The organism is Heyndrickxia camelliae (assembly GCF_002844575.1).
GTDB classification, from domain to species: Bacteria; Bacillota; Bacilli; order Bacillales; family Bacillaceae_C; genus Margalitia; species Margalitia camelliae.
Window position 1 is genome coordinate 187,197 of sequence record NZ_PIQO01000005.1, and the last position, 24,177, is coordinate 211,373.

25 protein-coding genes are annotated in these 24,177 nt (G+C 36.3%); 19 read left to right on the plus strand and 6 right to left on the minus strand.

The features are described 5' to 3' along the window. The first annotated feature begins 51 nt into the window (after positions 1–51). From CWO92_RS09545 to CWO92_RS09555, 3 genes are all read left to right on the plus strand, one after another. The gene (locus tag CWO92_RS09545; RefSeq protein ID WP_233269801.1) at positions 52–309 is read left to right on the plus strand and encodes a hypothetical protein; all 258 of its coding nucleotides are present in this window, start codon (positions 52–54) and stop codon (positions 307–309) included. Positions 310–512: 203 nt separating this feature from the next. After that, positions 513–1,469, plus strand: coding sequence for a YncE family protein (locus CWO92_RS09550; RefSeq protein ID WP_101353972.1), 957 nt, complete (start codon positions 513–515; stop codon positions 1,467–1,469). Between the two features lie 293 nt (positions 1,470–1,762). Continuing rightward, positions 1,763–2,197 (plus strand): terpene synthase, encoded by a 435-nt coding sequence (locus tag CWO92_RS09555; protein WP_101353973.1) that lies wholly within the window; start codon positions 1,763–1,765, stop codon positions 2,195–2,197. Between the two features lie 96 nt (positions 2,198–2,293). Here the strand turns inward: CWO92_RS09555 and CWO92_RS09560 are convergent, their stop codons facing one another. After that, a complete protein-coding gene (locus CWO92_RS09560; protein WP_101353974.1) occupies positions 2,294–2,872 on the minus strand; it encodes a PadR family transcriptional regulator in 579 nt (192 codons plus the stop codon). Between the two features lie 125 nt (positions 2,873–2,997). Between CWO92_RS09560 and padC the strand changes: the two genes are divergently transcribed. Then, positions 2,998–3,498 carry a phenolic acid decarboxylase gene (gene padC, locus CWO92_RS09565; RefSeq protein ID WP_101353975.1) on the plus strand — a complete coding sequence of 167 codons (501 nt, stop codon included), beginning with the start codon at positions 2,998–3,000 and terminating at the stop codon, positions 3,496–3,498. A 323-nt stretch (positions 3,499–3,821) separates the two neighbouring features. On the opposite strand, the gene CWO92_RS09570 is transcribed toward padC, so the two are convergent. Next, positions 3,822–4,943 carry a LuxR C-terminal-related transcriptional regulator gene (locus CWO92_RS09570; RefSeq protein ID WP_101353976.1) on the minus strand — a complete coding sequence of 374 codons (1,122 nt, stop codon included), beginning with the start codon at positions 4,941–4,943 and terminating at the stop codon, positions 3,822–3,824. Positions 4,944–5,169: 226 nt separating this feature from the next. Between CWO92_RS09570 and CWO92_RS09575 the strand changes: the two genes are divergently transcribed. Further along, on the plus strand, positions 5,170–5,925 hold the full coding sequence (locus CWO92_RS09575; protein WP_101353977.1) for an SDR family NAD(P)-dependent oxidoreductase: 756 nt from the start codon (positions 5,170–5,172) through the stop codon (positions 5,923–5,925). Between the two features lie 42 nt (positions 5,926–5,967). Further along, positions 5,968–6,711 carry an SDR family NAD(P)-dependent oxidoreductase gene (locus CWO92_RS09580; protein WP_101353978.1) on the plus strand — a complete coding sequence of 248 codons (744 nt, stop codon included), beginning with the start codon at positions 5,968–5,970 and terminating at the stop codon, positions 6,709–6,711. Positions 6,712–6,752: 41 nt separating this feature from the next. Here the strand turns inward: CWO92_RS09580 and CWO92_RS09585 are convergent, their stop codons facing one another. After that, positions 6,753–7,289 (minus strand): DUF5673 domain-containing protein, encoded by a 537-nt coding sequence (locus CWO92_RS09585; protein WP_101353979.1) that lies wholly within the window; start codon positions 7,287–7,289, stop codon positions 6,753–6,755. 191 nt (positions 7,290–7,480) lie between these two features. Here CWO92_RS09585 and CWO92_RS25350 point away from each other — a divergent pair, with 191 nt between their 5' ends. From CWO92_RS25350 to CWO92_RS09640, 12 genes are all read left to right on the plus strand, one after another. Next, complete coding sequence (locus tag CWO92_RS25350; RefSeq protein ID WP_165786649.1) at positions 7,481–7,642, plus strand: hypothetical protein; 162 nt, start codon at positions 7,481–7,483, stop codon at positions 7,640–7,642. An 85-nt stretch (positions 7,643–7,727) separates the two neighbouring features. Next, positions 7,728–8,486 carry a hypothetical protein gene (locus CWO92_RS09590; RefSeq protein WP_101353980.1) on the plus strand — a complete coding sequence of 253 codons (759 nt, stop codon included), beginning with the start codon at positions 7,728–7,730 and terminating at the stop codon, positions 8,484–8,486. Positions 8,487–8,721: 235 nt separating this feature from the next. Next, complete coding sequence (locus CWO92_RS09595) at positions 8,722–9,189, plus strand: hypothetical protein (RefSeq protein WP_101353981.1); 468 nt, start codon at positions 8,722–8,724, stop codon at positions 9,187–9,189. A gap of 258 nt (positions 9,190–9,447) precedes the next feature. Next, positions 9,448–10,752 carry a D-serine ammonia-lyase gene (gene dsdA / locus CWO92_RS09600; protein ID WP_235851591.1) on the plus strand — a complete coding sequence of 435 codons (1,305 nt, stop codon included), beginning with the start codon at positions 9,448–9,450 and terminating at the stop codon, positions 10,750–10,752. Between the two features lie 87 nt (positions 10,753–10,839). After that, on the plus strand, positions 10,840–11,682 hold the full coding sequence (locus CWO92_RS09605) for a basic amino acid ABC transporter substrate-binding protein (RefSeq protein WP_101353982.1): 843 nt from the start codon (positions 10,840–10,842) through the stop codon (positions 11,680–11,682). A gap of 90 nt (positions 11,683–11,772) precedes the next feature. Then, positions 11,773–12,429, plus strand: a complete 657-nt coding sequence (locus tag CWO92_RS09610) for an amino acid ABC transporter permease (RefSeq protein WP_101353983.1) — start codon at positions 11,773–11,775, stop codon at positions 12,427–12,429. Beyond that, positions 12,426–13,148: an amino acid ABC transporter ATP-binding protein gene (locus tag CWO92_RS09615; protein ID WP_101353984.1), complete on the plus strand. Its 723-nt coding sequence runs from the start codon at positions 12,426–12,428 to the stop codon at positions 13,146–13,148. The genes CWO92_RS09610 and CWO92_RS09615 overlap by 4 nt, the downstream gene beginning before the upstream one ends. 162 nt (positions 13,149–13,310) lie before the next feature. Beyond that, positions 13,311–14,333 (plus strand): tripartite tricarboxylate transporter substrate binding protein, encoded by a 1,023-nt coding sequence (locus CWO92_RS09620; protein WP_101353985.1) that lies wholly within the window; start codon positions 13,311–13,313, stop codon positions 14,331–14,333. 93 nt (positions 14,334–14,426) lie between these two features. Then, positions 14,427–14,882, plus strand: coding sequence for a tripartite tricarboxylate transporter TctB family protein (locus CWO92_RS09625; RefSeq protein ID WP_101353986.1), 456 nt, complete (start codon positions 14,427–14,429; stop codon positions 14,880–14,882). Positions 14,883–14,902: 20 nt separating this feature from the next. Next, positions 14,903–16,429 (plus strand): tripartite tricarboxylate transporter permease, encoded by a 1,527-nt coding sequence (locus CWO92_RS09630; RefSeq protein WP_101353987.1) that lies wholly within the window; start codon positions 14,903–14,905, stop codon positions 16,427–16,429. A gap of 128 nt (positions 16,430–16,557) precedes the next feature. Continuing rightward, positions 16,558–18,135: an ATP-binding protein gene (locus tag CWO92_RS09635; protein ID WP_101353988.1), complete on the plus strand. Its 1,578-nt coding sequence runs from the start codon at positions 16,558–16,560 to the stop codon at positions 18,133–18,135. Positions 18,136–18,146: 11 nt separating this feature from the next. Then, the gene (locus CWO92_RS09640; RefSeq protein ID WP_101353989.1) at positions 18,147–18,851 is read left to right on the plus strand and encodes a response regulator; all 705 of its coding nucleotides are present in this window, start codon (positions 18,147–18,149) and stop codon (positions 18,849–18,851) included. 60 nt (positions 18,852–18,911) lie between these two features. On the opposite strand, the gene CWO92_RS09645 is transcribed toward CWO92_RS09640, so the two are convergent. The 3 genes from CWO92_RS09645 to CWO92_RS09655 all read right to left on the minus strand — a co-directional run bounded on the left by CWO92_RS09645 (position 18,912) and on the right by CWO92_RS09655 (position 23,547). Continuing rightward, complete coding sequence (locus tag CWO92_RS09645; protein WP_165786650.1) at positions 18,912–19,817, minus strand: DUF4349 domain-containing protein; 906 nt, start codon at positions 19,815–19,817, stop codon at positions 18,912–18,914. 498 nt (positions 19,818–20,315) lie between these two features. Further along, positions 20,316–21,494, minus strand: a complete 1,179-nt coding sequence (locus CWO92_RS09650; protein ID WP_101353991.1) for a NupC/NupG family nucleoside CNT transporter — start codon at positions 21,492–21,494, stop codon at positions 20,316–20,318. Between the two features lie 52 nt (positions 21,495–21,546). Further along, complete coding sequence (locus CWO92_RS09655; RefSeq protein WP_101353992.1) at positions 21,547–23,547, minus strand: FUSC family protein; 2,001 nt, start codon at positions 23,545–23,547, stop codon at positions 21,547–21,549. A 172-nt stretch (positions 23,548–23,719) separates the two neighbouring features. Here CWO92_RS09655 and CWO92_RS09660 point away from each other — a divergent pair, with 172 nt between their 5' ends. Continuing rightward, entirely contained in the window at positions 23,720–24,169 is a 450-nt protein-coding gene (locus tag CWO92_RS09660; protein ID WP_101353993.1) for a MarR family winged helix-turn-helix transcriptional regulator, read from the plus strand. The last annotated feature ends 8 nt before the right edge of the window (positions 24,170–24,177 follow it).

Here is a 24,177-nt window from a genome sequence, read left to right on the forward strand (position 1 = left end):
AGTTAGAGGCAATTCATTCCTGATATAGATAATCCAGAAAAAGAAAAATGTGTGGGTGCAATTGTAAACTGTTGGGTTAAATCTATAAATATGAAATTAGCTTTGAATAGAGCTAAAAACTACCTCAGTAATCAAGGTTGGGAAGTAATAAACGTTGAGGATCAATTTATAACTAGTCGAGATATGTATATAGGTGAGGCTGAAGAAGATGATGAATTGCTAGAATGCTTCGATGAAGCAATGAGAGATGGAATTTCTGCAATTTTTTATACATATAGCGAGGAAGATGAAATAGAAAATATGGATTGATTAGATTCTTATGACACAATTAAGGGGTTCTGTATTGATTACCAATTGGATGGAGATTTCATTTCCCCCACAAGTGTTTGAAAGCAAGTAATGTAGTTCCTCTATAATTGCAGCTTTTTGTATTCAGCTAAAGGGGCAGGTTCCTTCAATCAGGGCACCAGTTAAAGTAAACTTAAATTGAAACTAACTGGAGGTGGCATTTTATGTTTCAAATGAACCTAATAAAGAATTTAAAAACATCTTATGAAATAGTGTTATCGAATGACAAGAAATTATTGTGTCATCTTATGGGAGGAAAAACCGTGATATTTGATACAAAAACTTGGGAAAAAGTTATTGAATTGAAAAAACCAAACAATCCAAGCCATCTTCACTTTTCACAAAATGATGATATGCTGTACATAAAAAATACTGTAGGAACATTTTGTGTTTACAACACAAAGGATTTTCAACTCATTAAGACGATTAAATCTGGAAAGTTTTTCCAAATAGAGGAAGGGAACTTTGCACTACTTGATAATCCATTTACTATTCTTGATGTTCTTAAAATTAATGATAAGAAACAGGTTTGTACACTTAACTTTGAAACTGGAATATATCAAGTATTAACTGAACTTGAAGGCAGTCATATTAAATTTAATCAGTCTGTAACCAATGATAATACCTACCTGTTTACTTTGTATTATCTTAAAGAGATTAATGGAAATCATTATTCAAGACAAAAATTAGTTAAGGTCAAAAATCCTTTAACCGAACCTTCTTATTCATTTGAAAGTTTATTGGAATTACAGAATTGGGATTTGGTGTATTTTGAACCCGTTCATCAAGTTTATATTTTTGTTCATAAGGACTATGAATTAACAATTATGGACGCTGAATTAAAAAACGTCTTAAAAAAATCAAATTTAATCGAAAATGGAATTCAAAGTACCGATGAGTATTTTGTCCATATTGCTTCATCAAATGATGGAAATTACATTGTTCTCACTTCAAATGATAGGGTCTTTATATTAGGATTTGAAGATTTAACCCCAATCCAAATTGAAGAATTTAAATACGCCTGTTTTGCAGAATTTAGCAAAGATGATACTTATTTTCTTGTTGGTACTTGGTCAAAAGGATTTGTATTTGATAATATTCTTAAGGGAGTAAAACTTTAACATAACCTTCTTAAACTACCGGGTGCTATTGTACAATAACAGGATGGCTGCGGCGGTCCCATTTTTCTTATTAAAATAACGGGGCAGGTTACGGACGGTGAATAAACTTTAAATATTACCTAAAAACGGAGGGATTGCTTTGCATAAATTTTGTATTGTTAAAGAAGTAATTGACTATTGGGATCCTTTCGATTTATTAAAACTCACCATAAGTCAGGTGTAATTTGGAAAATGTAACTTTTAATTTTCTTATTCGTATAGGTATTGAATTTCAAGAAAAATAGGAGGAAACGATGATATCACTTGCTAGAATTTTAAAACTGCGCGATTTAGAAATTTTTCATGTATTAAAGAATGGAAATATTTTAGCTTATGCAATAATTGAGGATACTAGAAAGCCTTTTACAGAAGAAAATAGGAAGCTAGATCCTTTATGTTATATGGATGAAGAAGACATTAATGAGATATTAAATGTTATTAGAATTTCATTAATCAATGATGAAGCTTTAGCAAAAGAAGATTCAATTAATTTGAGATCGTACTTTTCGGATTTCGTGAATAATACAAATTTGACGAATTTCATTATTAACGAATATATACAAGAAGATTTATATGATAATAATAATGATGATATAGAGTTTTTCAATAAGATTTTACAAAATATAGGTTCGAATTATATTATTAAAGAATTTGATGAGAAAAATTGGATTTATTTATCTCAAGATTAAAAAATGTAAATTGCAACAAAAGAACAGCATTCTTTATTGGTGAAAAATTATATTATTTAGAAAATGTATTTATGAAATTGCATTTGCCGATAAGTCTTATCTTAAAGAATTATCGGCATTCTTGTTTTTTATAATCTCTAAACTTTTATTTAACCAACAAATGTAATTTTCTTCGCGTGAAATGGCTTTTGACAGAACAAAGTAGTGACCTAATTCTTCAGCATCTAAATTTAGGGGATTCTTCTCTACTCCAAAATAAAAAGAGAACTGTTCTTTTAGAAAGGCTAATTTTTCGGTTCTAAGTTTTAATTGGTTATTAAATAACGCCGGGATTTCTTCCGCGGGGATATCTTTTAAAAAATATAACCGTAATGCAAAGATATCCTTTTCCGTTTCCACATTTTCGTCCAATTCCAGCAACCAATTCTGAAGTTCTTCTTTTCCTTTTGTTGTAAGGCTGTACATTTTTTTTTCAAGTTTTACTCCTGCCATCTCTATATATTGAGAAATCGAATCTTCATCTAATAATTTTTTTAACTCAACATAGATTTGGCTATGCTTTGCACTCCAGAACTGTCCAATTGCTTTTTTGAATTCGGACGTAATATCATATCCACTCATGTCCTCTTTACTTAATAACCCTAAAATTGCGTATTTTAATATTCTGCGACTCACCATATAACCTCCGTTTATAGCATCTTGACATAATTATATCACAAGTCTATACTAAAACATGTAAATTAATACATGTAAATATTTACATGTTTAATGTTGAATAATTTTTAAGGAGTGACCGATTTATGAAAGAACTTAACGAATTTTTAGGAAGTCATTTTATTTATACGTATGAAAATGGTTGGGAATATGAAATGTATATAAAGAATGAAGATACAATCGATTATCGTATCCATAGTGGAATGGTAGGCGGACGTTGGGTTCGCGATCAAAAGGTAGATATTGTTAAAATTGCTGATGGAGTATTTAAGGTTTCATGGACTGAACCTACTGGTACTGATGTTTCGCTCAATTTTATGCCAAATGATAAACGTATGCATGGAGTTATCTTCTTCCCTAAATGGGTTCATGAACATCCAGAAATTACAGTTTGTTACCAAAATGACTTTATTAATGTAATGGAAGAATCTCGTTTAAAATATGAGACTTATCCTAAATACGTTGTCCCTGAATTTGCTGATATCACTTTTTTCAAAAATGAAGGAGTCATTAATGAAAAAGTTATATCTCAAGCTCCTTATGAGGGCATGACTAATGATATCCGTTCAGGAAAACTAACTTTTTAATAAGATTGAATATAAACTAAAAGGCAATCCTTACAAGGACTGCCTTTTTTGGTATATTAATTATTTGAAAATGCTAGAATATGAAAGGAATACACTTTAATAAATGGGGCCTTAGTTGAATAAGATTAAACATATTATCCATTTTTGCATGTAAACATATGAATAGAAATCAACTTTAAGGAGCCTTACTACTATAAAATTTAGCAAAGCTCGTATATTTTAAAACAAAACTCAATAGCTTTATATAACTAAACAAAAATTGCAGCTTTTTATATGATTTATACCTCTCAAACGAACTCACACTGTGTTTTCAAATGATTTTCTTATATTAATAAGCCCAGTCTAAATGCAGAAGCAACGACCTGGGTTCGATTCTTCGCTTGCAGCTTTGTCATTAAGCTTCCTACATAATCACGTATTGTATGTTCACTTAAGTGAAGCAGCTCACCCATTTTTTTATTGTCATAACCCTCTGCAAGCAAATCAAGTATCATAGCTTCCCTTTCTGTTAAGTGAACCTTAGGCTCCCTTATACTGTCATCATTACTTCTGGATAAATATAAACCGATTCTTTTCCCAACTTGATCGAGTAGCATAAGTTCTCCTTTAGAACAATTGAATTCCACTCCCATTTGATCAAAAGTTAGCCAGCCGTACACTTGATTGTGATGGACTATCGGTACAAAAATAACAGAAGAAAGATTAAATAATTTAATATGTTCTTCTTTTACAAAGGTATGAGGATCCTTTAAAAAAATCGGCTTTTTTGTATGGAAAACAGCTGTCATATTAGCTCCAATATGACCCTTCATACTTTGTACTTTAGGAAGTTCTGCACCTATAACACCATAAAATTGCTGAGACCAAGGTATGTATGCGTAAAATACACATCTTTTATAATGAAAAATTTCTTCACATTGTTTCAGAATAAAAGGGAGATCTTTCTCTCCTGAACAACTAATCAAAAGCTTGTTTAATTTATCCAGTTGTTTCAATCTATCTACTTCTATTAAATCAGGAGAAGTCCTCAAATCCTCGGTTTCATCTACCATTTTATTATAGGTGAAAATGAGATGCGAATAGATGGATAATAGAAACATTAAAATAGAAAAGCTATTTTGTTTCACATTTGCAATTAAAGTTATAAAAGCCTTTTCGAACGTTACTAAGAACAAATTGAAATGTTTTGCGTTCATGGTTGAAATTTGTGTGTGCATCCATGTGGCGAGTGACCTTTTGTATTCATCCTTTATCATTTTCAAATCCAGACTAACTAATAGCTTAAAAAAGGATTCCATGATAATCCCTGTAATTTTTCTATCCTGTTCAGAAAAGTAAGATTCCAGATTTAAATAAATATTCATATTTTCTTCAATCTGCTTCTGATGACTCCTAATAAAAATGATAAATTGTTCAAAAGTTACTTCTTCGTAGAAGCGATTCATAATAATTCTTCTCCTTGGAACAAATTAACCCTATAAATGAAGGATATCTTCCCTGTTATTATACAGCTTTTTGTAGGATAGTAATCAAAAATGGGGGGAGTACAATGAAGATATAGATAAAAGAGAGTATATTGATTCTGCGTTTCTCTAGTATCTACGGCAGCACTATTTTAAATCGATGGTTACTTGAGGTGCTGAAAAGTTACAGAAAGGAATCGTGATAAAAATGAGGCTTGAAAATAAAGTTGCCATTATTACTGGTGGGGGCACAGGTATTGGGAAAGAAACCGCTTTATTATTTGCTAAGGAAGGGGCAAAGGTTGTCATAACGGATATAAATCAGGAATCTGGTAATCAAACAGTAAAAGACATTCAAGTAAATGGCGGAGAGGCTCTATTTATTCGCCATGACGTCAGTAAGGAAGACGATTGGAAAAAGGTTGCAGATGACACCATCAAGGCTTTTGGAAAAGTCGATATCCTCTTCAATAATGCTGGCATTTATATTATTAAACCAGTTGCGGAGATTGAACTTGAAGAATGGAATCGTCTAATGTCCATCAATGTAACGGGAGTATTTCTAGGCATGAAGCACATAATGCCATTAATGGTAAAACAAAATAACGGCTCTGTCATAAACGCATCCTCTATTGCAGGATTATCAGGAGCTCCAGGTCATGTTTTATACGGTGCAAGTAAAGGTGCGGTCCGTATTATGACAAAAGATGCAGCAATGGAATATGCATCTTTTGGGGTTAGAGTTAATTCCATTCATCCTGGATATATTGATACAGGAATGGCTGATTATGCATCGGAAATAACTGGGGATTCAAAAGAAAAATTAGGTCATGATTTATTCCCACTTGGAAGACTTGGTACTGTGAATGATGTGGCAAATACCGTTTTATTTCTTGCATCGGATGAATCAGCTTTTACAACTGGGGCAGAATTTGTCATTGATGGCGGTGCGACAGCTAGATAATAGTGTTTTTGGAAAAATAAGAACTAAAAGGAGCGATACATGATGAAACTAGAAAATAAAGTTGCAATTGTAACAGGGGGCGCAAGTGGAATAGGTGAGGCATCTGTTCGTCTATTTGCGGAAGAAGGGGCGAAAGTGGTTATCGCAGATTTTTCTGAACGTGGCAAGCAATTATCCAAAGAATTGAATGACAAAGGCTTTGACACTTTATTTATTAAAACAGATGTTACAAGTGAAGAAGATGTGAAACATATGGTAGCGGAAACAGTTAACCATTATGGAAAGCTTGATATATTATATGCAAATGCGGGAGTTGCTGATGATGCACCAGCACATGAATTAACTTATGACAAGTGGAAACGGACTATTGATATTAACTTGTCAGGTGTATTTTTATCGGATAAATATGCGATTGAACAATTTTTAAAACAAGGCAATGGCGGTGTAATTGTGAACGCTGGTTCCATTCATAGCCATGTTTCACTCCCGAACCCTACTGCATATTCTGCTGCAAAAGGCGGTGTGAAACTATTAACGCAAAACCTATGTACCGCATATGCCAAAGAAGGTATTCGTATCAATGCTGTATGCCCTGGTTATATTGATACGCCGTTACTTTCTAAAGTAGATCCTAGAACGAAGGAATATCTGGCAAACCTTCATCCACAAGGAAGACTTGGAAAGCCAGAAGAGATTGCAAAAGCAGTTCTATTTTTAGCAAGTGATGACTCATCGTTTGTAAATGGTACAAGCTTGTTAGTAGATGGGGGCTATACAGCTCAATAATATGGAGGAAGGGAGGTTATCCGGTTGGGAACCTCCCTTTGTTATTTTTGAGTTGTAATCGATGAAGCAAGCTTATATTTTGTAAGTAATTCAAAAATTGGCTTTTCCTCATTATTATTAACTATTATGATATATTGCTGTTGGAATCTGGTTGTCAGCGTTAATTCACCATTTGGATAGAAAAAATGGGTGGTAGGCAGCTGTTTATATGCACAACTTTCTACTTTCTCCCATGGAATAAATGAATCCGCTACTGAAACTCCTTTTCTCCCTATTTTTCCATATCGAAATATGGAAGGAAACATCGTATATCCGACCAGGGTACTGGTGTACAGCCAAACCAGGCTGGTTAAATTATAACTTAGAAGTGAGATAATAACTAAGGCAAAAAAAAGTATTAATACTGCAGTAAATATTCTAGTCTTCCACCATTTTCCTGTCCCTTTTACCCTAAATATCTTCTTATGTACAGGTTCACATTTCTTCATTGCACTACGAACGCGAATGAATTGGAATATAATATACAAGATAAAAAGACTAGCAAACACATTTATTATAAGAAGATAGGTATGATTCATATTTCCCTCCACATTTTTTCAAAATCCACTTTCTTCTATTACATACGGTTTAGTTTATAAAAAGTTACAAAGGATTTTTCGGATAAGGGTTACAAACGAGTGAAATTCACAGATTCGTCCATATTAATCAACCATCAAATCATTTTTTTGATCTATGAATTGTTACTGAAAACCTGAGGGAAGGGATCATAATGGACACAAAAAAAGCAATTGGTGCCTGGCACCACAAATGGACAAACTGGCAAATTGTCCTCCGCAGAAGGACAGTCGAAAGGGTATGGAATGAAAATCGAGGGAGCCGCGGCCATACTAATGGTGTGCGGTTTTTCGGTTTCCTTTCTTATTTTAATTAACATACGCCTCTTGGTATTATTGTCCCGTATCTTCCTTCAGACGCATAACATATAACAATCCTATGGTAAGGGAGGTGTGACCTAAGTGGGATTGTTTATTAATAAGGATGATCACCCGGAGGTTTTTCATAATCCTAGCAGCCTTCAAGAGCATAATCAACATTTTGCCAAAACAGATTACCTAACGGAAATAATCTCTGGACAAAAAGAGGCATACGAATCATTGCGTCATTCTTTTTATGATTTAAAGGATTTCCATTTGCAGCAAGAAGCAAACCACATGAATCAGTGGCAGGATTTAATCACTCAGTTCAAGGAATTACATGAAAATCATCAGCAGCAAAAAGAATTGGCAAGTCATGTAATGAATCGGTTAATAAAATTAGATGAAGAAAGCAATAAGCTGCAATGCATTTTGGAAAATCAAGGCCAGTTAAAACAAGATATGATGGATCAAATTCAAAGCTTACATCAGTCCAATCAAGAAATGATGAAAAGACTGCAACAATATGAAATAACTAATCAGGAACTTACTGTAAAGATGAATGAACAGATGGAACAGCAACAGCAAATCTCCGAACAATTTTCCGAACATGAAGAGTTGCAAAATGAAGTATTAACCCGATTGGATAATCAAGAGGCAATAACAGAAAAAATCTTAAGACAAATCAATCACATACGGTCCATTTTATTTGAACGGACCAATTATTTAGCTGAAAAAATAGAAAGCGGCTATAAGATAACCTCTGCTTATGTCTATAAATTAATGACTGGCTCTGATAAACCACTTGCATTATATATGCTGAATCAAAAGGAAGAACAAACCCAGAATAAAAATGAATAGATCACGTATAATTGTGGATAAAAGAGCATTTTAGTTAATTCATAATCTAGTATAAATCTAAACGCTTTGGGACTGGATTCGGTTGTGATCGAAACTCAAGTTTGCTATAGTATTTTTAGACTTTACACCTCATATCCCCCGAAATACCCCATAGGAGTTATATCCAATTTGAATTAGTGGGATTCATTTCAGTGGTAGTTGTACAAAGTAGATTAAGTCTTAAGGAGCTATCAAAATGAGCAAACTTGAAGAGCTACAAACCGAATTAGCAAATTTAAAAGAAACGAATCAAAAGATAATGGAAGAAAAAATCAATCCCGAGCTAAAACGAAAAGTTCAGGAATTCTTGGATGCCTTTGAAGATTATTTTAGAGAAAGAGGATTTGTAGTAAAGAAAAATCAGGGAACTATTCGAGTAGCCTACAGTTCACTTGAATTTTCTGCATTTGCAAATGACGAAAATGATATCTTTATTATGAAAGAAAGAGAACAAATTGCATCTATATCGGTAAAATACAAAAAGTCGAAAATGGGGATACATCTTGTGTCGGCAGATCCTATCGAAAGACTGTCCAAAGAGATAGAAAAACAACAAACAATTGCACAGGATCTTGAAAATCCACACTTTTACTATACTGGTAGTGAATTTGGATATCTGTACGAAACACCTTTTTCTGTATTAGATAGTATTTTTCATGTATAACACCAATTCTTTAAACAGCTGTTTCCAAAACTGGAGGCAAGCTGTTTTTTTGTTTGGTTAGTAAAAGGGTCCGTCAATCAACTTTTCGGATTGTTCCATTGTTCCAATTTTTTTATCATTTTCTCGAAGGTTTCCTCTAATATAATAAAGATAAATGTAAAACAGAAGGAGGTCCCAACGTTGACAACTAAACAAATAGCAGGAAAAACCATTCAAAATTGGATAGAAGAATATCCATTACTACAAGACCTAATCAAAATGGAAGAAATTTTATGGATAAATCCTGATTATGATGCAAAAAACGATAAATCTACTCTCACCAATCATGATATTTTAAAAGCTAACCAACGGCTTCAGCGCTTTGCACCATATATCGAAACTGTTTTCCCCGAAACAGCTTCATCAAAAGGAATCATTGAATCACCACTTGTGGAAATAAATAAAATGAAAGAATCGTTGGAACAGAACTATCATCTAAATATTCCGGGTACGCTCCTTTTAAAATGCGACCATGCTTTGCCAATCTCAGGCTCTATCAAAGCTCGTGGTGGGATTTACGAAGTTTTAAAACACGCGGAAGAGCTCGCACTAAATCATGGACTTTTGAAAACTACTGATTCGTATATCAAATTTGCCTCGTCAGAATTTCGACAGTTTTTTTCTTCCTATAAAATTGCGGTGGGATCAACCGGCAATCTGGGATTAAGTATTGGAATCATGAGCGCCCAATTAGGCTTCCAGGTTACCGTTCATATGTCACTTGACGCGAAACAATGGAAAAAAGAGCTTTTACGAAGTAAAGGAGTACATGTAATTGAGTATCCATCTGATTACAGTAAAGCGGTGGAAGAGGGGAGGAAACAAGCGGAGGCAGATCCTACCTGTTATTTTATCGACGATGAGAATTCACAGGACCTATTCTTAGGATATGCCGTTATAGCTTCTCGTTTGAAAAAACAGCTCCAGAATTTGAATATTCCCGTGGATAAAGAACATCCGTTATTTATCTATCTCCCATGCGGAGTTGGCGGGGGACCGGGTGGAATCACTTTTGGATTAAAAAAGGAATTTGGTGAACATGTTCATTGTTTTTTCGCGGAGCCAACCCACTCTCCATGTTTTCTAATAGGACAAATGACGGGACTTCAGGATAAAGTATCTGTTTTCGACTTTGGGCTTGATAATCGAACAGACGCCGATGGATTGGCAGTGGGGAGACCGTCACGATTCGTAGGAAAAACAATTGGCCATATGTTGAGCGGCTGTTATACCGTCCAAGACCAAAAGCTCTACACACTTCTACGAGAGCTTGCGGACCAGGAGAATATTTTTCTTGAACCTTCTGCTCTAGCCGGATTTTTAGGTCCAATTCAGCTTATTCTCCAATCAGAAGGGAAAAAGTTTTTAGTAAATCAGCATCTTCATAAAAACATGGAAAAAGCAACCCATATTGTGTGGGCAACAGGCGGTAGTATGGTTCCTAACCATGTGATGGAGGAGTATTATCGACGAGGCGCATCTAATCATGTCATGTCGAATGATAGCATATCTAATAGAAACTAAAAGAATTATTTGGAACATTCCTCCTTCTAATCTATTTGTTTGTTCAATATAGATAACATATAGGAAAAGATTACTAGGGGGAAATTTATGAAGAATAAAGTACTAAAAGTGTTGCTTTCTTCACTCACGATTGGCTTATTATTGCTTGTTTCGGCATGTGGGACAAGTGAGAAAACAACTTCAGGCACTAACGAAAAGCCTGCTTCTGGATCAGGGGACAATAGTCATAAAAAATTAAGAATTGTAACTGATGCCAACTACGCACCGATGGAATCATTGGATGGGGATAAGATTGTTGGATTTGACGTAGATATACTAGATGCAGTGATGAAGGCTGCAGGGTATGACTACGAATTAGTGAACATTGGATGGGACCCGATATTTGTAGAGATTCCCGGCAAAACGGCTGATGCAGCGATATCTTCGATTACCATCAATGAAAAACGGATAAAGACATATGATTTTTCCATTCCATACTTTGAATCTATTAATAAAATTCTTGTACCGAATGACAGTCCAATTCAAAGCGGTGCAGATTTAAAAGGAAAAACAGTAGCGGTTCAAAACGGTACAACCGGACAAGAAATTGCCGAAAAGATTCTCGGCAAGGACCCGCAGCATATTAAGAAATTTGAAAGCAATGTACTGGCAATTATGGAACTGACAAAAGGCGGTGCAGATGCAGTGGTAGCAGATAATGCCGTCGTTGAGGAATACGCCAAAAACAATCCAAACAAAAATTTGAAAGTGATTACAGACACTTCATTCCCATCTGAATTCTATGGGATTATGTTACCAAAGGGCAGCAAGTTAAAAGCTAATATTGATAATGCCATAAAGAAAATAATCGACGATGGAACTTATACCAAAATTTACAAAGATAATTTCGGCACAGAGCCAAATATCGATGTACTAAAAAAACAATTTTAAGCATACAAGAATTGCGTAACAGGGGGAAGAGGTTACGCAATTTTTATTTTCATTACTTCAAAACCAAGCCGAAAGAAAAGGGGATGGACCATGGATTTTAGCTTTGAACTAATTAAAAGTTATATGCCTTACTTTTTACGAGGAACACTTGTTACTATCGAGATATCTATTATAAGTATTATTTTTGGTACCATTATCGGTCTTTTTATCAGTATCGGAAAAATGGCAAAAAGCCGAGTGATCCGCACTCCATTTATTTGGTATATTAATTTCTTTCGTGGAACCCCTCTTGTAGTTCAGATATTACTTGTTCATTTTGCTGTAATTCCAACTATAACAGGCAAGACAAATGCCTTCTTAGCGATTATAACAGCGTTATCTATCAATGCCGCGGCTTATATATCGGAAATATTCAGGGCTGGAATTCAATCGATTGACCGCGGACAGATGGAAGCTGCAAGATCCTTAGGGATGACCCATGGGCAAGCAATGAAGCTTGTTATTCTACCTCAAGCTGTAAAAAGGATGATTCCTCCGCTTGGTAATGAATTTGTTGTCTTAGTAAAAGATTCATCACTAGGAGCTTTTATTGCAGCGCCAGAGCTAATGTATTGGGGAAAAGCAATGCAAGGGGAGTATTATCGTGCCTGGGAACCTTATTTGACAGTCGCGCTCATCTACTTCATTCTAACGCTCACCCTCACATATATTTTGAATTTTATTGAAAGAAAGGTGAGTACAGAATGATTAAAGTAACGAATCTTAAAAAATCATTTGGAGATAATGAAGTTTTAAAAGAAATTAATGTTGATGTTAGGTCGCAGGAAGTGGTTGTCGTGATTGGACCCTCCGGATCAGGAAAGTCCACCTTTTTGAGATGTCTTAATTTACTTGAGACAATTACAGATGGGCATGTATACATTGAAGGAACCGATATAACGGACCCAAAAGTGAATATTAATGATATTCGGACGGAAGTGGGGATGGTGTTCCAGCAATTTAATCTCTTCCCACATAAAAGTGTGATGGAAAATATCATGATGGCTCCCATTCATGTACGAAAGTGGGATAAGGAGAAAGCACGGCAAAAGGGGCTTGATTTATTGAAAAAAGTGGGCTTGGCGGATAAAGCAGATGCATATCCTGATTCTCTTTCTGGAGGACAGAAACAACGGGTGGCAATTGCTCGCGCTTTAGCCATGGAACCGAAAATCATGTTGTTTGATGAACCTACATCTGCACTCGATCCGGAAATGGTTGGGGAGGTACTGGAGGTTATGAAGCAGCTTGCTAAAGAGGGAATGACTATGGTCATTGTGACGCATGAAATGGGCTTTGCCCGCGAAGTGGGAGACAGAGTATTATTCATGGACGGCGGTTATATTGTGGAGGAAAATACTCCTTCCGAATTGTTCGATAATCCGAAACACGAGAGAACAAAGGCATTTTTAAGTAAAGTATTATGAACCTATTCTTCCTCAAGAATAGGTTTTTTACTTGTTAACAAAACCCGTGAACTTTATGAACAGAATAGCGTTATCGTTTTTAATACACATTAAATGACTAATCGATGAAATTACTTTTTTTATTATAAAATTTAGTAAACGTTTTCAAAAAGGGGGATTTATATGGTTACAGTCAAAAGGTTATCAGCAATATTGTGTGCGGGGGCTTTGGCGTTAGGCTTGGGTGCATGCAGCAGTAAAGATACATCAGGGTCTGCTACGAAAAATACAGGCTATCCGAAAAAAGCCATTACTGTTGTAGCGCCATCTGGAGCAGGGGGAGGCTGGGATATGACGGCACGCTCTTTTACAAAAGTATTAAGTGAGACAAAGCTTGTTAAAGTACCGCTGACGGTGGAGAATAAGCCCGGCGGCGGCGGCGCGGTTTTCATGGCGGAATATGCAACAAAAGAGGCACAAAATAATGATATGTTATTTGTCAGTTCACCGCCGATTATTATTAACAATTTGAAAAAAGAAGGCAACAGTCCATACGGAGTGAAAAATACCACTCCATTGGCACAGCTGACAAAGGACTATGGAGTGATTGTTGTAAAAAATGATTCAACATTTACGGATTTAAAATCGGTACTTGAGGAAGTAAAAAAGAACCCAACCAAGTTAACTTTTGCCGGTGGCTCTGCACCAGGTTCGATGGATCATCTAGTTGCGATTCTTCCAGCATTTAAATACGGGGTAGACCCAACTAAAATTAAGTATGTTTCTTATGATGGCGGTGGGGAAGCGATTACGGCACTCCTTGGCGGCAATTCAGATGTAATCGGTACAGATGCTTCTAGTGTGAAGGAATTTTTAAAAGCAGGTAAGGTACGTATCCTGGCTGTTACAGCACCTGAGCGTTTGTCAGGTGAATTTAAAGATATTCCAACTGCAAAAGAACAAGGCATTGATGCCGAATTTACGATTTGGCGCGGTATTTTTGGACCGGAAAAAATGTCAGCTGAAGCGAAGGACTATTGGGAAAAAACAATCGGCAAGCTGGTAGAAACGCCAGAATGGAAAAATGAAGTCGAAACACAAGGATGGGAAATGCAATATAAAAATGGCGACGACTTCAAGAAGTTTTTAGAAGAGCAAGAACAACAAATTCAGCAGTTATTAGAAGCACTTGGTATGGAAAAGTAAGAAAAATGACTGGCATATTAAACATAGGGAGTTTAGCGGACGAGCTCCCTCCTAATGTCAGTCATCATTATTTTTTGAAGGAGGTATCTGAAAATGAGCATTAAATTTGACCGTGTTGCTGCTGTTTTATTTTTAGCGGTAGGCATCTTTTTTATAGTTGGAAGTAAGCAACTGGCAAGCTCTTCATACGGAAGTAAAGTCGGCCCTGATATTTTTCCGTTTTTTCTTGGCATTATTCTAGCTGTTTTAAGTATTCGTTTATTTTATGAAACCTTCTCTGTCAAGGGTCATGGATCAAAAAAGGAGAAGCTGCAATATAAGCCATTTTTGATTATCTTTGTCGCCACATTCCTGTATATTTTAACGCTTGAAACCATTGGATATGTCATTACAACCTTTCTATTTTTATTTGTGTGCTTTCAAACGATGGAGCGTACTAAATGGATTTCGTCCCTAATCATCTCAGCCGCGTTTTCTGGTCTTGTGTATTTTCTTTTTGTTGAAATACTGAAAGGAACATTGCCGGGGTGGCCAGTTTGGTTTTCATAAGAAAGGAGGAGTAAAGCAACGTGAGTACAATTGAATATTTAATACATGGATTTGGAACAGCATTCATCTGGTATAACCTTCTATTTGCATTTGTTGGGGTACTAATAGGGACCGCTGTTGGCGTCTTGCCAGGAATTGGGCCAATGAGCGGTGTGGCATTGCTTATTCCTGTGACAGCATCCATAACAGGGGGACTTCCGCCGGAAACAGCTGCAACGAGTGCGATTATATTACTTGCAGGAGTGTATTATGGTGCGATGTATGGCGGATCAACCACATCCATTTTATTAAATACACCCGGTGAATCCTCTTCGGTAGTAACTACATTGGATGGCTATCAAATGGCGAAGAAAGGCAGAGCAGGAAGTGCGCTCTCTATTGCGGCAATTGGTTCTTTTGTCGGAGGGATTGTAACACTGATTGCATTAATTGCATTGGCTGAACCTTTGTCAAATGTCGCCCTTAAGTTTGGACCTGCCGAATACTTTTCCCTTATGCTATTAGGACTTGCCGCTGTAAGTGGACTGGCAGGTAAATCCGTAACAAAAGCGCTAATTATGACGGTTTGTGGTTTATTGCTGGGAACTATCGGAATTGATAGTGTTTCTGGTATTGCCCGCTTCACTTTTAATATTCCATGGCTGTATCAAGGAATTGAATTTTTAACTATTGCCGTAGGTTTATTTGCACTTGGAGAGGTATTTAAAACAATTCTTGAAAAAGAAGAGGAGGAGGGAGGAATTGCGAAAATTAATAATATGATTCCTTCCAAAGAGGAAATGAAAGAATCAGCCGGACCAATTGCTCGCGGATCGATCTTAGGATTTTTCGTCGGCATTTTACCTGGTGCAGGAGCAACACTAGCTTCCTTTTTCTCTTATCTTTTAGAAAAAAGAATTTCAAAAAACCCATCTAAGTTTGGAACTGGAACCATCGCCGGGGTTGCTGCGCCTGAGACCGCCAATAACGCGGCATCAGGCGGTGCGATGATACCTTTACTAACATTGGGAATTCCCGGTTCCGGTACAACGGCTATTCTAATGGGAGCGTTAATGATGTATAATGTTCAACCTGGTCCATTATTATTCGAAGATCATCCGCAGGTTGCTTGGGGGTTGATTGCCAGTATGTTTATCGGTAACCTTATGCTATTAATCTTAAATCTTCCACTTGTAAAAGTATTTGCCAAAATCATTGAGACACCGAAAAAATATTTAATTCCATTAATTATAGCAATCTCTATTTTCGGTGTATATGCAGTTCAAGTATCTACAAATGACTTATTGCTGTTATTGGGATGCGGAGTTTTGGGTTATTTTCTAAGTAAAAACGATTATCCGATTGCCCCCCTTGTTTTGGGACTTGTCCTAGGACCAATGATAGAAAATAATATGCGCAGGGCACTTACCATTTCAAACGGTGATTATACGATATTCTTTACACGACCTATTTCCCTTGCGTTTTTAATTGTAACGGTTCTGTGGCTGGTGATACCGGTTTTATTGAAAGCGAAGGGAAGGAAAGTTGTTATTAATGTTGAAGGTTAATAGACTTTGATGATGAATCTCCTTTCAAAGGAGATTTTTTGTATAATAATAGTATTATTGTTGTGAATATTTCGAAGTCTATGCATCACCGATACATAAGCAACTTCATTCAATAGAGGTGTATTTGGTTGCGCTTACATACGAAATTAATGGCAGGTATATGTATTTTAATCTTTGTGATTGTTGGAATATTTGAATACACCTTTCGAGATATGATTGAAGCTAATTTAAAGCATGAAAAAGGAACAAAGGCATTGGCAGTGGCTGAAGCAATTTCTTATATGCCGGACATTAAGGAGGCATTTTACACTAAAGAGCCATCCAAAATTATTCAGCCAATCGTGGAGAAAATTCGCAGGCAAGTAGATGCAGAGTTCATTGTAGTTGGAAATCGTGATGAAGTCCGGTATTCCCATCCTAATCCAAAGAGAATTGGGCATAGGATGGTTGGCGGCGACAATGCAGCACCATTAAGTGGTAAAGCCATTATCTCTGAATCTACCGGAACGCTTGGTCCTTCTTTAAGGGGAAAAGCGCCAATCTTTGATAACGGGAAGGTGATTGGAGTCGTATCTGTGGGCTATCTTCAAACAGATATTGAGGAAGAGGTGGTAAACCTTCAGAAAAAAGTTCTTTTTATTACAATTCTCGTCCTATTAGGTGGTTTATTATCTGCAGCGCTTATTTCCTTCCATATTAAAAAAGCCATCCTTGGTTTGGAACCGAAGGAGATTGCCAGCTTGTATCAAGAAAAACATGCTATTTTAGAATCTATTCATGAAGCAATTATTGCGGTGGACAAAGATGGGTGTATTACAGTTGTAAATGAAACAGCGCACAGTATTCTTAAGATACCTCTTAATATGATACTGCGTGGAAAAAAGATTGATGAAGTAATCGAGAATACGCGCCTTCAAGAGGTAGTGAAAGCGGGAAAGGCAGAATATGATCAGGAATTAATGGTACTCGGTGAAGTATATCTTGTCAATCGTGTACCTATAATTGATAAGAATGGAAAGGTTACTGGGGCGGTGGCAAGCTTCCGAAATAAGAATGATCTTACAAATCTTCTTCAAGAGCTATCTCATGTAAAGGCATATGCAGAAGGCTTACGGGCACAAACCCATGAATATTCCAATCGGCTTTACACATTGCTGGGACTAATACAGCTTGGTTCTTATAAAGAAGCCATTGATTTTATTTCAAAGGAAGTAGATGTGACACAAGGGTTTATACATTTCCTTATGAAAGAAATTCCAGACCCAATTCTAGCAGGCTTTATCTTGGGAAAATTCAGTTTGGCTAGTGAATTAAAGATTGAATTTACATTAGACGAATATAGTAGTTTTAAAGATATACCTAGTGACATAAGCAGGGACTCTTTAGTAACGATTATTGGTAACCTTGTAAATAATGCTTTCGATGCTGTAAGAGAGGACATTAAAGCCGAGAAACGGGTGATATTATTTTTAACCGACCTTGGTAAAGAACTCATTATAGAAGTGGAAGATAATGGGTCTGGAATCGACCCTCAGGTGGCAGAAAGAATTTTTCAGAAAGGATTTTCAACAAAAAAAGGGGGAACTAATGCTGGCATTGGGCTTTCATTGGTGCAACAAACGGTTGATCTGCTAGGAGGCACAATTACTTTTTCAACAAAAATGGGAGAGGGTACCCATTTCACTGTGGCGATTCCAAAAAAATAGGGGGATTTGGATTGAGTGATAAAAGGGATATTGAAGTTCTAATTGTAGAAGATGACTTGCGAATTGCAGAAATACAGAAACGTTTTATAGAACAGGTGGAGGGGTTTCAAACAGTTGGGATTGCAGCCAGTTATATTGAGGCAAAAAGTTATATGGAACTATTGCAGCCGGACTTAATTTTGTTAGATGTTTATTTTCCTGATATGAATGGTTTAGATCTATTAAAAGAAGCAAAGCTGCAACCAAAACATATGGATGTTATTATGATTACCGCCGCAAAGGAAATTAATAAAGTTCAAGAGGCAATTAGTATAGGTGTATTTGATTATATAATAAAGCCGGTTATTTTCGAAAGGTTCAAGAAAGCACTTATTCGGTATAAAGAGTATTATACAAGGCTTGCAGAATTGGGAAAGGATCAATTAATCGTTACGCAGGAACAGGTAGATGCCTTATTGCGAAAGGAAATAGATGGTCGTGCTACAGATAAGTCATTATTACCAAAAGGTATTGATCCCCTGACACTGGTCAAAGTGCTAGGGATTTTAAAAATAGTGAAAAACGGTGTAACGGCAGAATTTGTAGCAAAGGAGATGGGGGTTAGCAGAACAACGGCAAGGCGCTATTTAGAGCATCTAATTGCGGAGGAAAAGATTGAAGCAGATTTGGCTTATGGTACGGTAGGAAGACCGGAGCGGGTATATATGGTGAAATAATTTTTAGAAGGAAAAAAGCCTTTGCCGATAGCCGGCCAAGGCTTTTTATGAACTATCATTTTATTTTTCTATCGTATTATTATTGGATTGCTTGTTTCGATGTCTCCATATGAAATAGATAATGAATCCAATTAATATTAAAAGAGCAATAACCGGGAGATTTCCAATGATAAAAATAATCAGCCATGACAGGAAGGAAGCAAGGAAATTGATGCTACTCATAAACTGTTTCTTGGTTTTTTCCCAGGTATTCAATTGATTTTTCTCAAGCTCTGGTACAACCACTTTATCTTCGTATAGATTGATGGCTACGGTAGAATAGTCAACCTGATTATTGAGATATTTAATTTTACCTTCGAGCATTTCCATTTCCTCCTGAACTTTGGACAGCTCATTTGAAATTTCCAATAGTGTTTTCGTATCTTTTGCTTCATTCATAAATTGCGTTAGTCTTTTCTCGGTTACTTTCTTCGATTTTAGCCGGGATTGCAGATCTACATACTCCTCGGTGACATCCTGTCCACTGATCGATTGATTTTCCACTTTCGCCCCCAATGGCTTTACCTTGCGTAGAAACGCTTGAAACTGCTCTTGCGGAATTCTGACTGTTAAATAGCCTTCTTGTCTCTCCTTTGTTTCCTCATTCATTTTTTGATCGACAATATAGCCTCCCATTTGACCGGTAAGATCCCTGATTTTATCCTGAACATCCGGCAAATGTTTCACTTCCATTTGGAGACTCGCATTGTAAATTACTTTCCTTGATTGCACGCTAAGATTTTTTTCGGAGTCTTGTTTTGTCTTGGTGCTTGGATTTATGGTGGATTGTTCTGTTTCTTTCCCATTGCTTCCTATATCGTAGGAGGATGATTTACTGCCACTTTTGGATGATTCATTATTGCTGCTGCAGGCAACGAGCAAAAAAATGGACAAGCTTATTAAAAGAACAGTTTTACAAATTCGCATGAAATATATCCCTTCCTTCTGCATTGAATCTCTTTTCATAATAGACGAAGGGACAAGGAAATAGTTACAAAATTTTGGAATGTAATTCTCACTTATAATTTATAAATTGGTTTTGTTAAATTTCACCAAGTGGATATAATGAAAATAATAAGTGGATTGTGCGGAATTTTAACAATCGAAAAGTGGAACCACAATGAGGATATGAATGTGTAAATGATTGGCCCTACATGTTTGAGAAACCCCATTCCTAGATGTTTTTCTTAAAAGCCTAGGACTGTAACAGAGAAAATTAAGAGCGGACTTTATTCTTTTACAGAAGGTGAGGGTGTTTTGATGACCAGACCCGTTGGATATAGAAAAATGGAGAATGATTACCCTACAAGAAAACAGATAGATGATAATCCATTCATCGTAAAGAAAATTTAATGCATCTCATACGGACGTATAAACTTGAAAAAACCTGTCATTGTTGAGGAATGACAGGTGTTTTTCTGATGATTACAACACAAAACTGACAATAATAGCCGACAATACACTAACTAAAGTAGCACCGTACAATAATTTTAAACCAAATCGTGCAACAGTATTTCCCTGTCTCTCATTTAACCCTTTCACTGCTCCTGCAATAATTCCGATGGAAGAGAAGTTCGCGAACGACACAAGAAAGACGGAAATAATCCCCAAGGATCTCGGACTAAAGCTTGCTTGTATTTTAGTTAAATTCATCATCGCAACAAATTCATTCGTAACTAGCTTGGTAGCCATTATACCGCCGGCTTTTACCATCTCTGATCCAGGAATCCCCATTAAAAAGGCAAATGGTGAGAAAATATAACCCAGGATTTGCTGGAAGGAGATGCCGAATATTAAATCAAATATATTATTAATGGCTGCCATTAGTGCAACAAAACCAATTAACATAGCCCCAACAATTATTGCAACTTTAAATCCATCTAGAATATATTCGCCAAGCATCTCGAAAAAGCTTTGCTTTTCTTCTTGAATCTCCAAAATATCTTCCTTGCTGTCAACCCTATAAGGATTGATAATAGACGAAATGATAAACCCTCCAAATAAATTGAGAATAAGCGCGGTCACAACATACTTAGGCTGAATCATCGTCATATAAGCTCCTACGATGGACATAGACACCGTTGACATCGCTGAAGCGCAAAGAGTATACAATCTGTGAGCAGGCAAATGATTAAGTTGTTTCTTTACTGTAATAAACACTTCCGATTGCCCCACCATTAGAGAGGCTACGGCATTATAAGATTCCAGTTTGCCCATTCCATTTATTTTGCTTAGCACGAATCCAACCCCTTTCATGATAAGAGGCAGAATCCGCAAGTATTGAAATATCCCAATTAAAACGGAAATAAAGACAATTGGCAGCAACACATTTAAGAAGAAGGGAGATTCTCCTTTATTTGCAATTCCACCAAATACAAAGGAAACACCTTCCTCAGCATAATCAAGCAGCTTCACAAAAATATTCGAGATCCACTTAATGAAAATTAAACCAAACTCCGTATTCAGTAGGAGTGTAGCTAAAATAATTTGAATGACAAGCATTAGTATAATTGGGCGATAATCCACCTTTTTTCTGTTGTTGCTAACGAGTAAGGCCAGTCCTAAAACGACCAACAAGCCTATAATGGCAATTACATATTTCATTTTTATCCTCCATTTCGATGATATGTCCTAAGGATGAAAAAATGATTTCCCTTCACGAAGTTGATGCCTTTTCATTGATTTGAAGTGCATTTTGAAGATCTCGAATTTCCTTTGGCACCTTTGCAAGACCTGGGATATCAGGAACATCTTTCTTAGGGAGAGGTCTTGAAAGTTCAGTGGATTTAGCCATCATTTCAAATACAAGTAAATATTGCGAGAGCACCTTATCATCCAGAATAGGACGCTTTTCGAGCTTAAAGCAGGCATCAAGAAGATATCCTAATTGTTCGATTGAAAATATCGAAGGCCATTGATACTCCAAGGTTGTTTTATTATTAGGAAGTTCACCTAGTGCAGTTGTATACACAACTTTTAAGTTGGTAAGATTCGTGTGCATTTTGTTTTGTGCGTGAACTATTAAATGCTTAGCACTGCTACGCCATTCTGAAAACAAGATCATAAAAAATTGCTCTTGGCTGCGAATTGTTTTCGCCATGATATGTGGAAGAAGCATAGAAGCACGTCTCCTTCCAATTATTATCGCTCCCAATAAACCAATCATACATCCAATGATGATATCAATTACTCTTACTGTTGCAAAATAAGACACATTATGCAGAGAAGTTGAGCTCTCAGCCATTAATAAAGCATTGGGTGTGATAAAGAATGCTGCTATTGCATAATTGCGAACGATAAATAACTCTGTTAAAAAGGTTAAGATCATGCTTAAGAAGACGATCACGATGCCCTGAGGATGAGTGGAAAGCACAAAAGACGCGATTAAGATGCCAATTATGGTTCCGAAAGACCTTTGTATAGCACGATGAAAGGTCGATATGATAGTGGATCCAGACATGACAGCAGCACAGGAAAGAGGAATCCAATAAGACCGGTTAAAAGGAGCATAATAGGCTATTAGTGCTGCAACCACTAGAACGATTCCATAACGAAGGGATGAATGAAAGACCATTGAATTTTTGTCAAAAGCTCCTCCCAGAAGAGTTTGTAATGTTAATGTAGTTCGTTTAACTTCATGATTTATTTTAGTTACTGGTTCATTCAATATTGCATCTGCATCATAGACTTTTGAAAATAAGAACATCGTGGTTTCGTCTATATAATCAGGCAGCTGAATCTGAGAGATAGTTTTGGTATTTTTTTGCTCCATATACGCCGTAAGAAGTCTTACGGAATCGCTTAACTCTTTTGGAAGTCTAGTGCTATTTTCATCTGTATGTTCTAAAATGGATAAAAAAATGTTATTTGCATGATCATTTAATAGTATTAATCTTTTATATTGATTCGAAACTTTCCATGAAATATATCCTTCTGCTAAGGTATCTTCGGCTGTCTTTAGGGCCAATACAATTTTATGTCTTGCAACGTCATAGCTATCCGTTCCAACGGCATCGATAAAATTGGCAAGCTCATGATAAACTTTTATAACAGCAGTTGTTTCAGGACCATGGGGATGCAGGATTCTTGGCAACATTCCAATGATCCATGCGATTGCTCCGCCAGATAATACTAGGGCTGCTCTAAGTGGAGCTTGTGTTGGATCCAATGGCATTGCAGTAGTCATGGTAAAGCCTAAAACAAAGAAAATGGCAGCAGGACCAGGAATTTTCAATGCCCCAAAGACAAAGGTAGCAATAAACCCAATGATGCCAACCATAATAGCGGATGCGATTGGCGATGGGGCAAGAAGTGACCCAATTCCAACCGAAAGAGACATTCCAATCATAACGGAACCAAGTTTCTTTGCTCTTGTAGCATAGGGTTCATTAAACATATAAAGATATGTAAAACTGCCAATTCCAGCAATAAGTCCGAAATGTAAATTTCCGAGCATTAGTCCAATCATCGCGGGTAATCCTGTACAGATTCCTGCACTAACAGCCTTAGTCCATGGAAAAGGTGTCTTTTTAACTTCAAATGCTTGTTTTAATGCAGCACCTAAGGAAGACTTCCATGAAGAAAAGCCAGATGAAGTTGCTTTCTTGCGATGTTTTCGATTCAATTCCAGCAGCCCTTTCTTTTTCTGGTTTTTCATAAACCTATAATGACTCAAGGGATATATTTCTATACGGAGAAGAGGGATGGAATGATAGGAAAATGGTGAATCTATCGAGGTATTGTTATAATTAATTTGTATACAAATTATATTTACACTGATAATTTGTTGGTATATAATAAACTATATGCTCGAAAAGGAGATTTTCTCTATGGTGATGTCAAAAGACAAATCGATTGGTTCTGCTTCTGTTCGTACAAGTAAAAAGATTAGTCGAATTTTAAATGTCTATTTAAAACCTTTCCAGATTACAACTGAACAATGGAGTGTATTAAGGACATTAAGCGAGTCAGATCGAATCTCACAAAAGGAACTGTCAGAGTTGGCAGATAAGGATCAAGCAACATTAACGAAAATCCTAGATTTACTGGAAAAGCACGATTTTGTGAAAAGAATTGCAAATCCAGCGGATAGACGCTCATATCTTATTGCAATTACGGAAAAAGGAACGGAACTTACGAAGGAAGTGGGGCCATTTTTAGAAGATATTTTTTCTGACATCATTCAAGGTATTGATGAAAAATCTCTTGCGCTTTATCAAGAAGTACTTCTATCACTTGAAAGGAATATCGATGCACTGCTAGAGAAAGAAAACAACTAGAAAGAAGG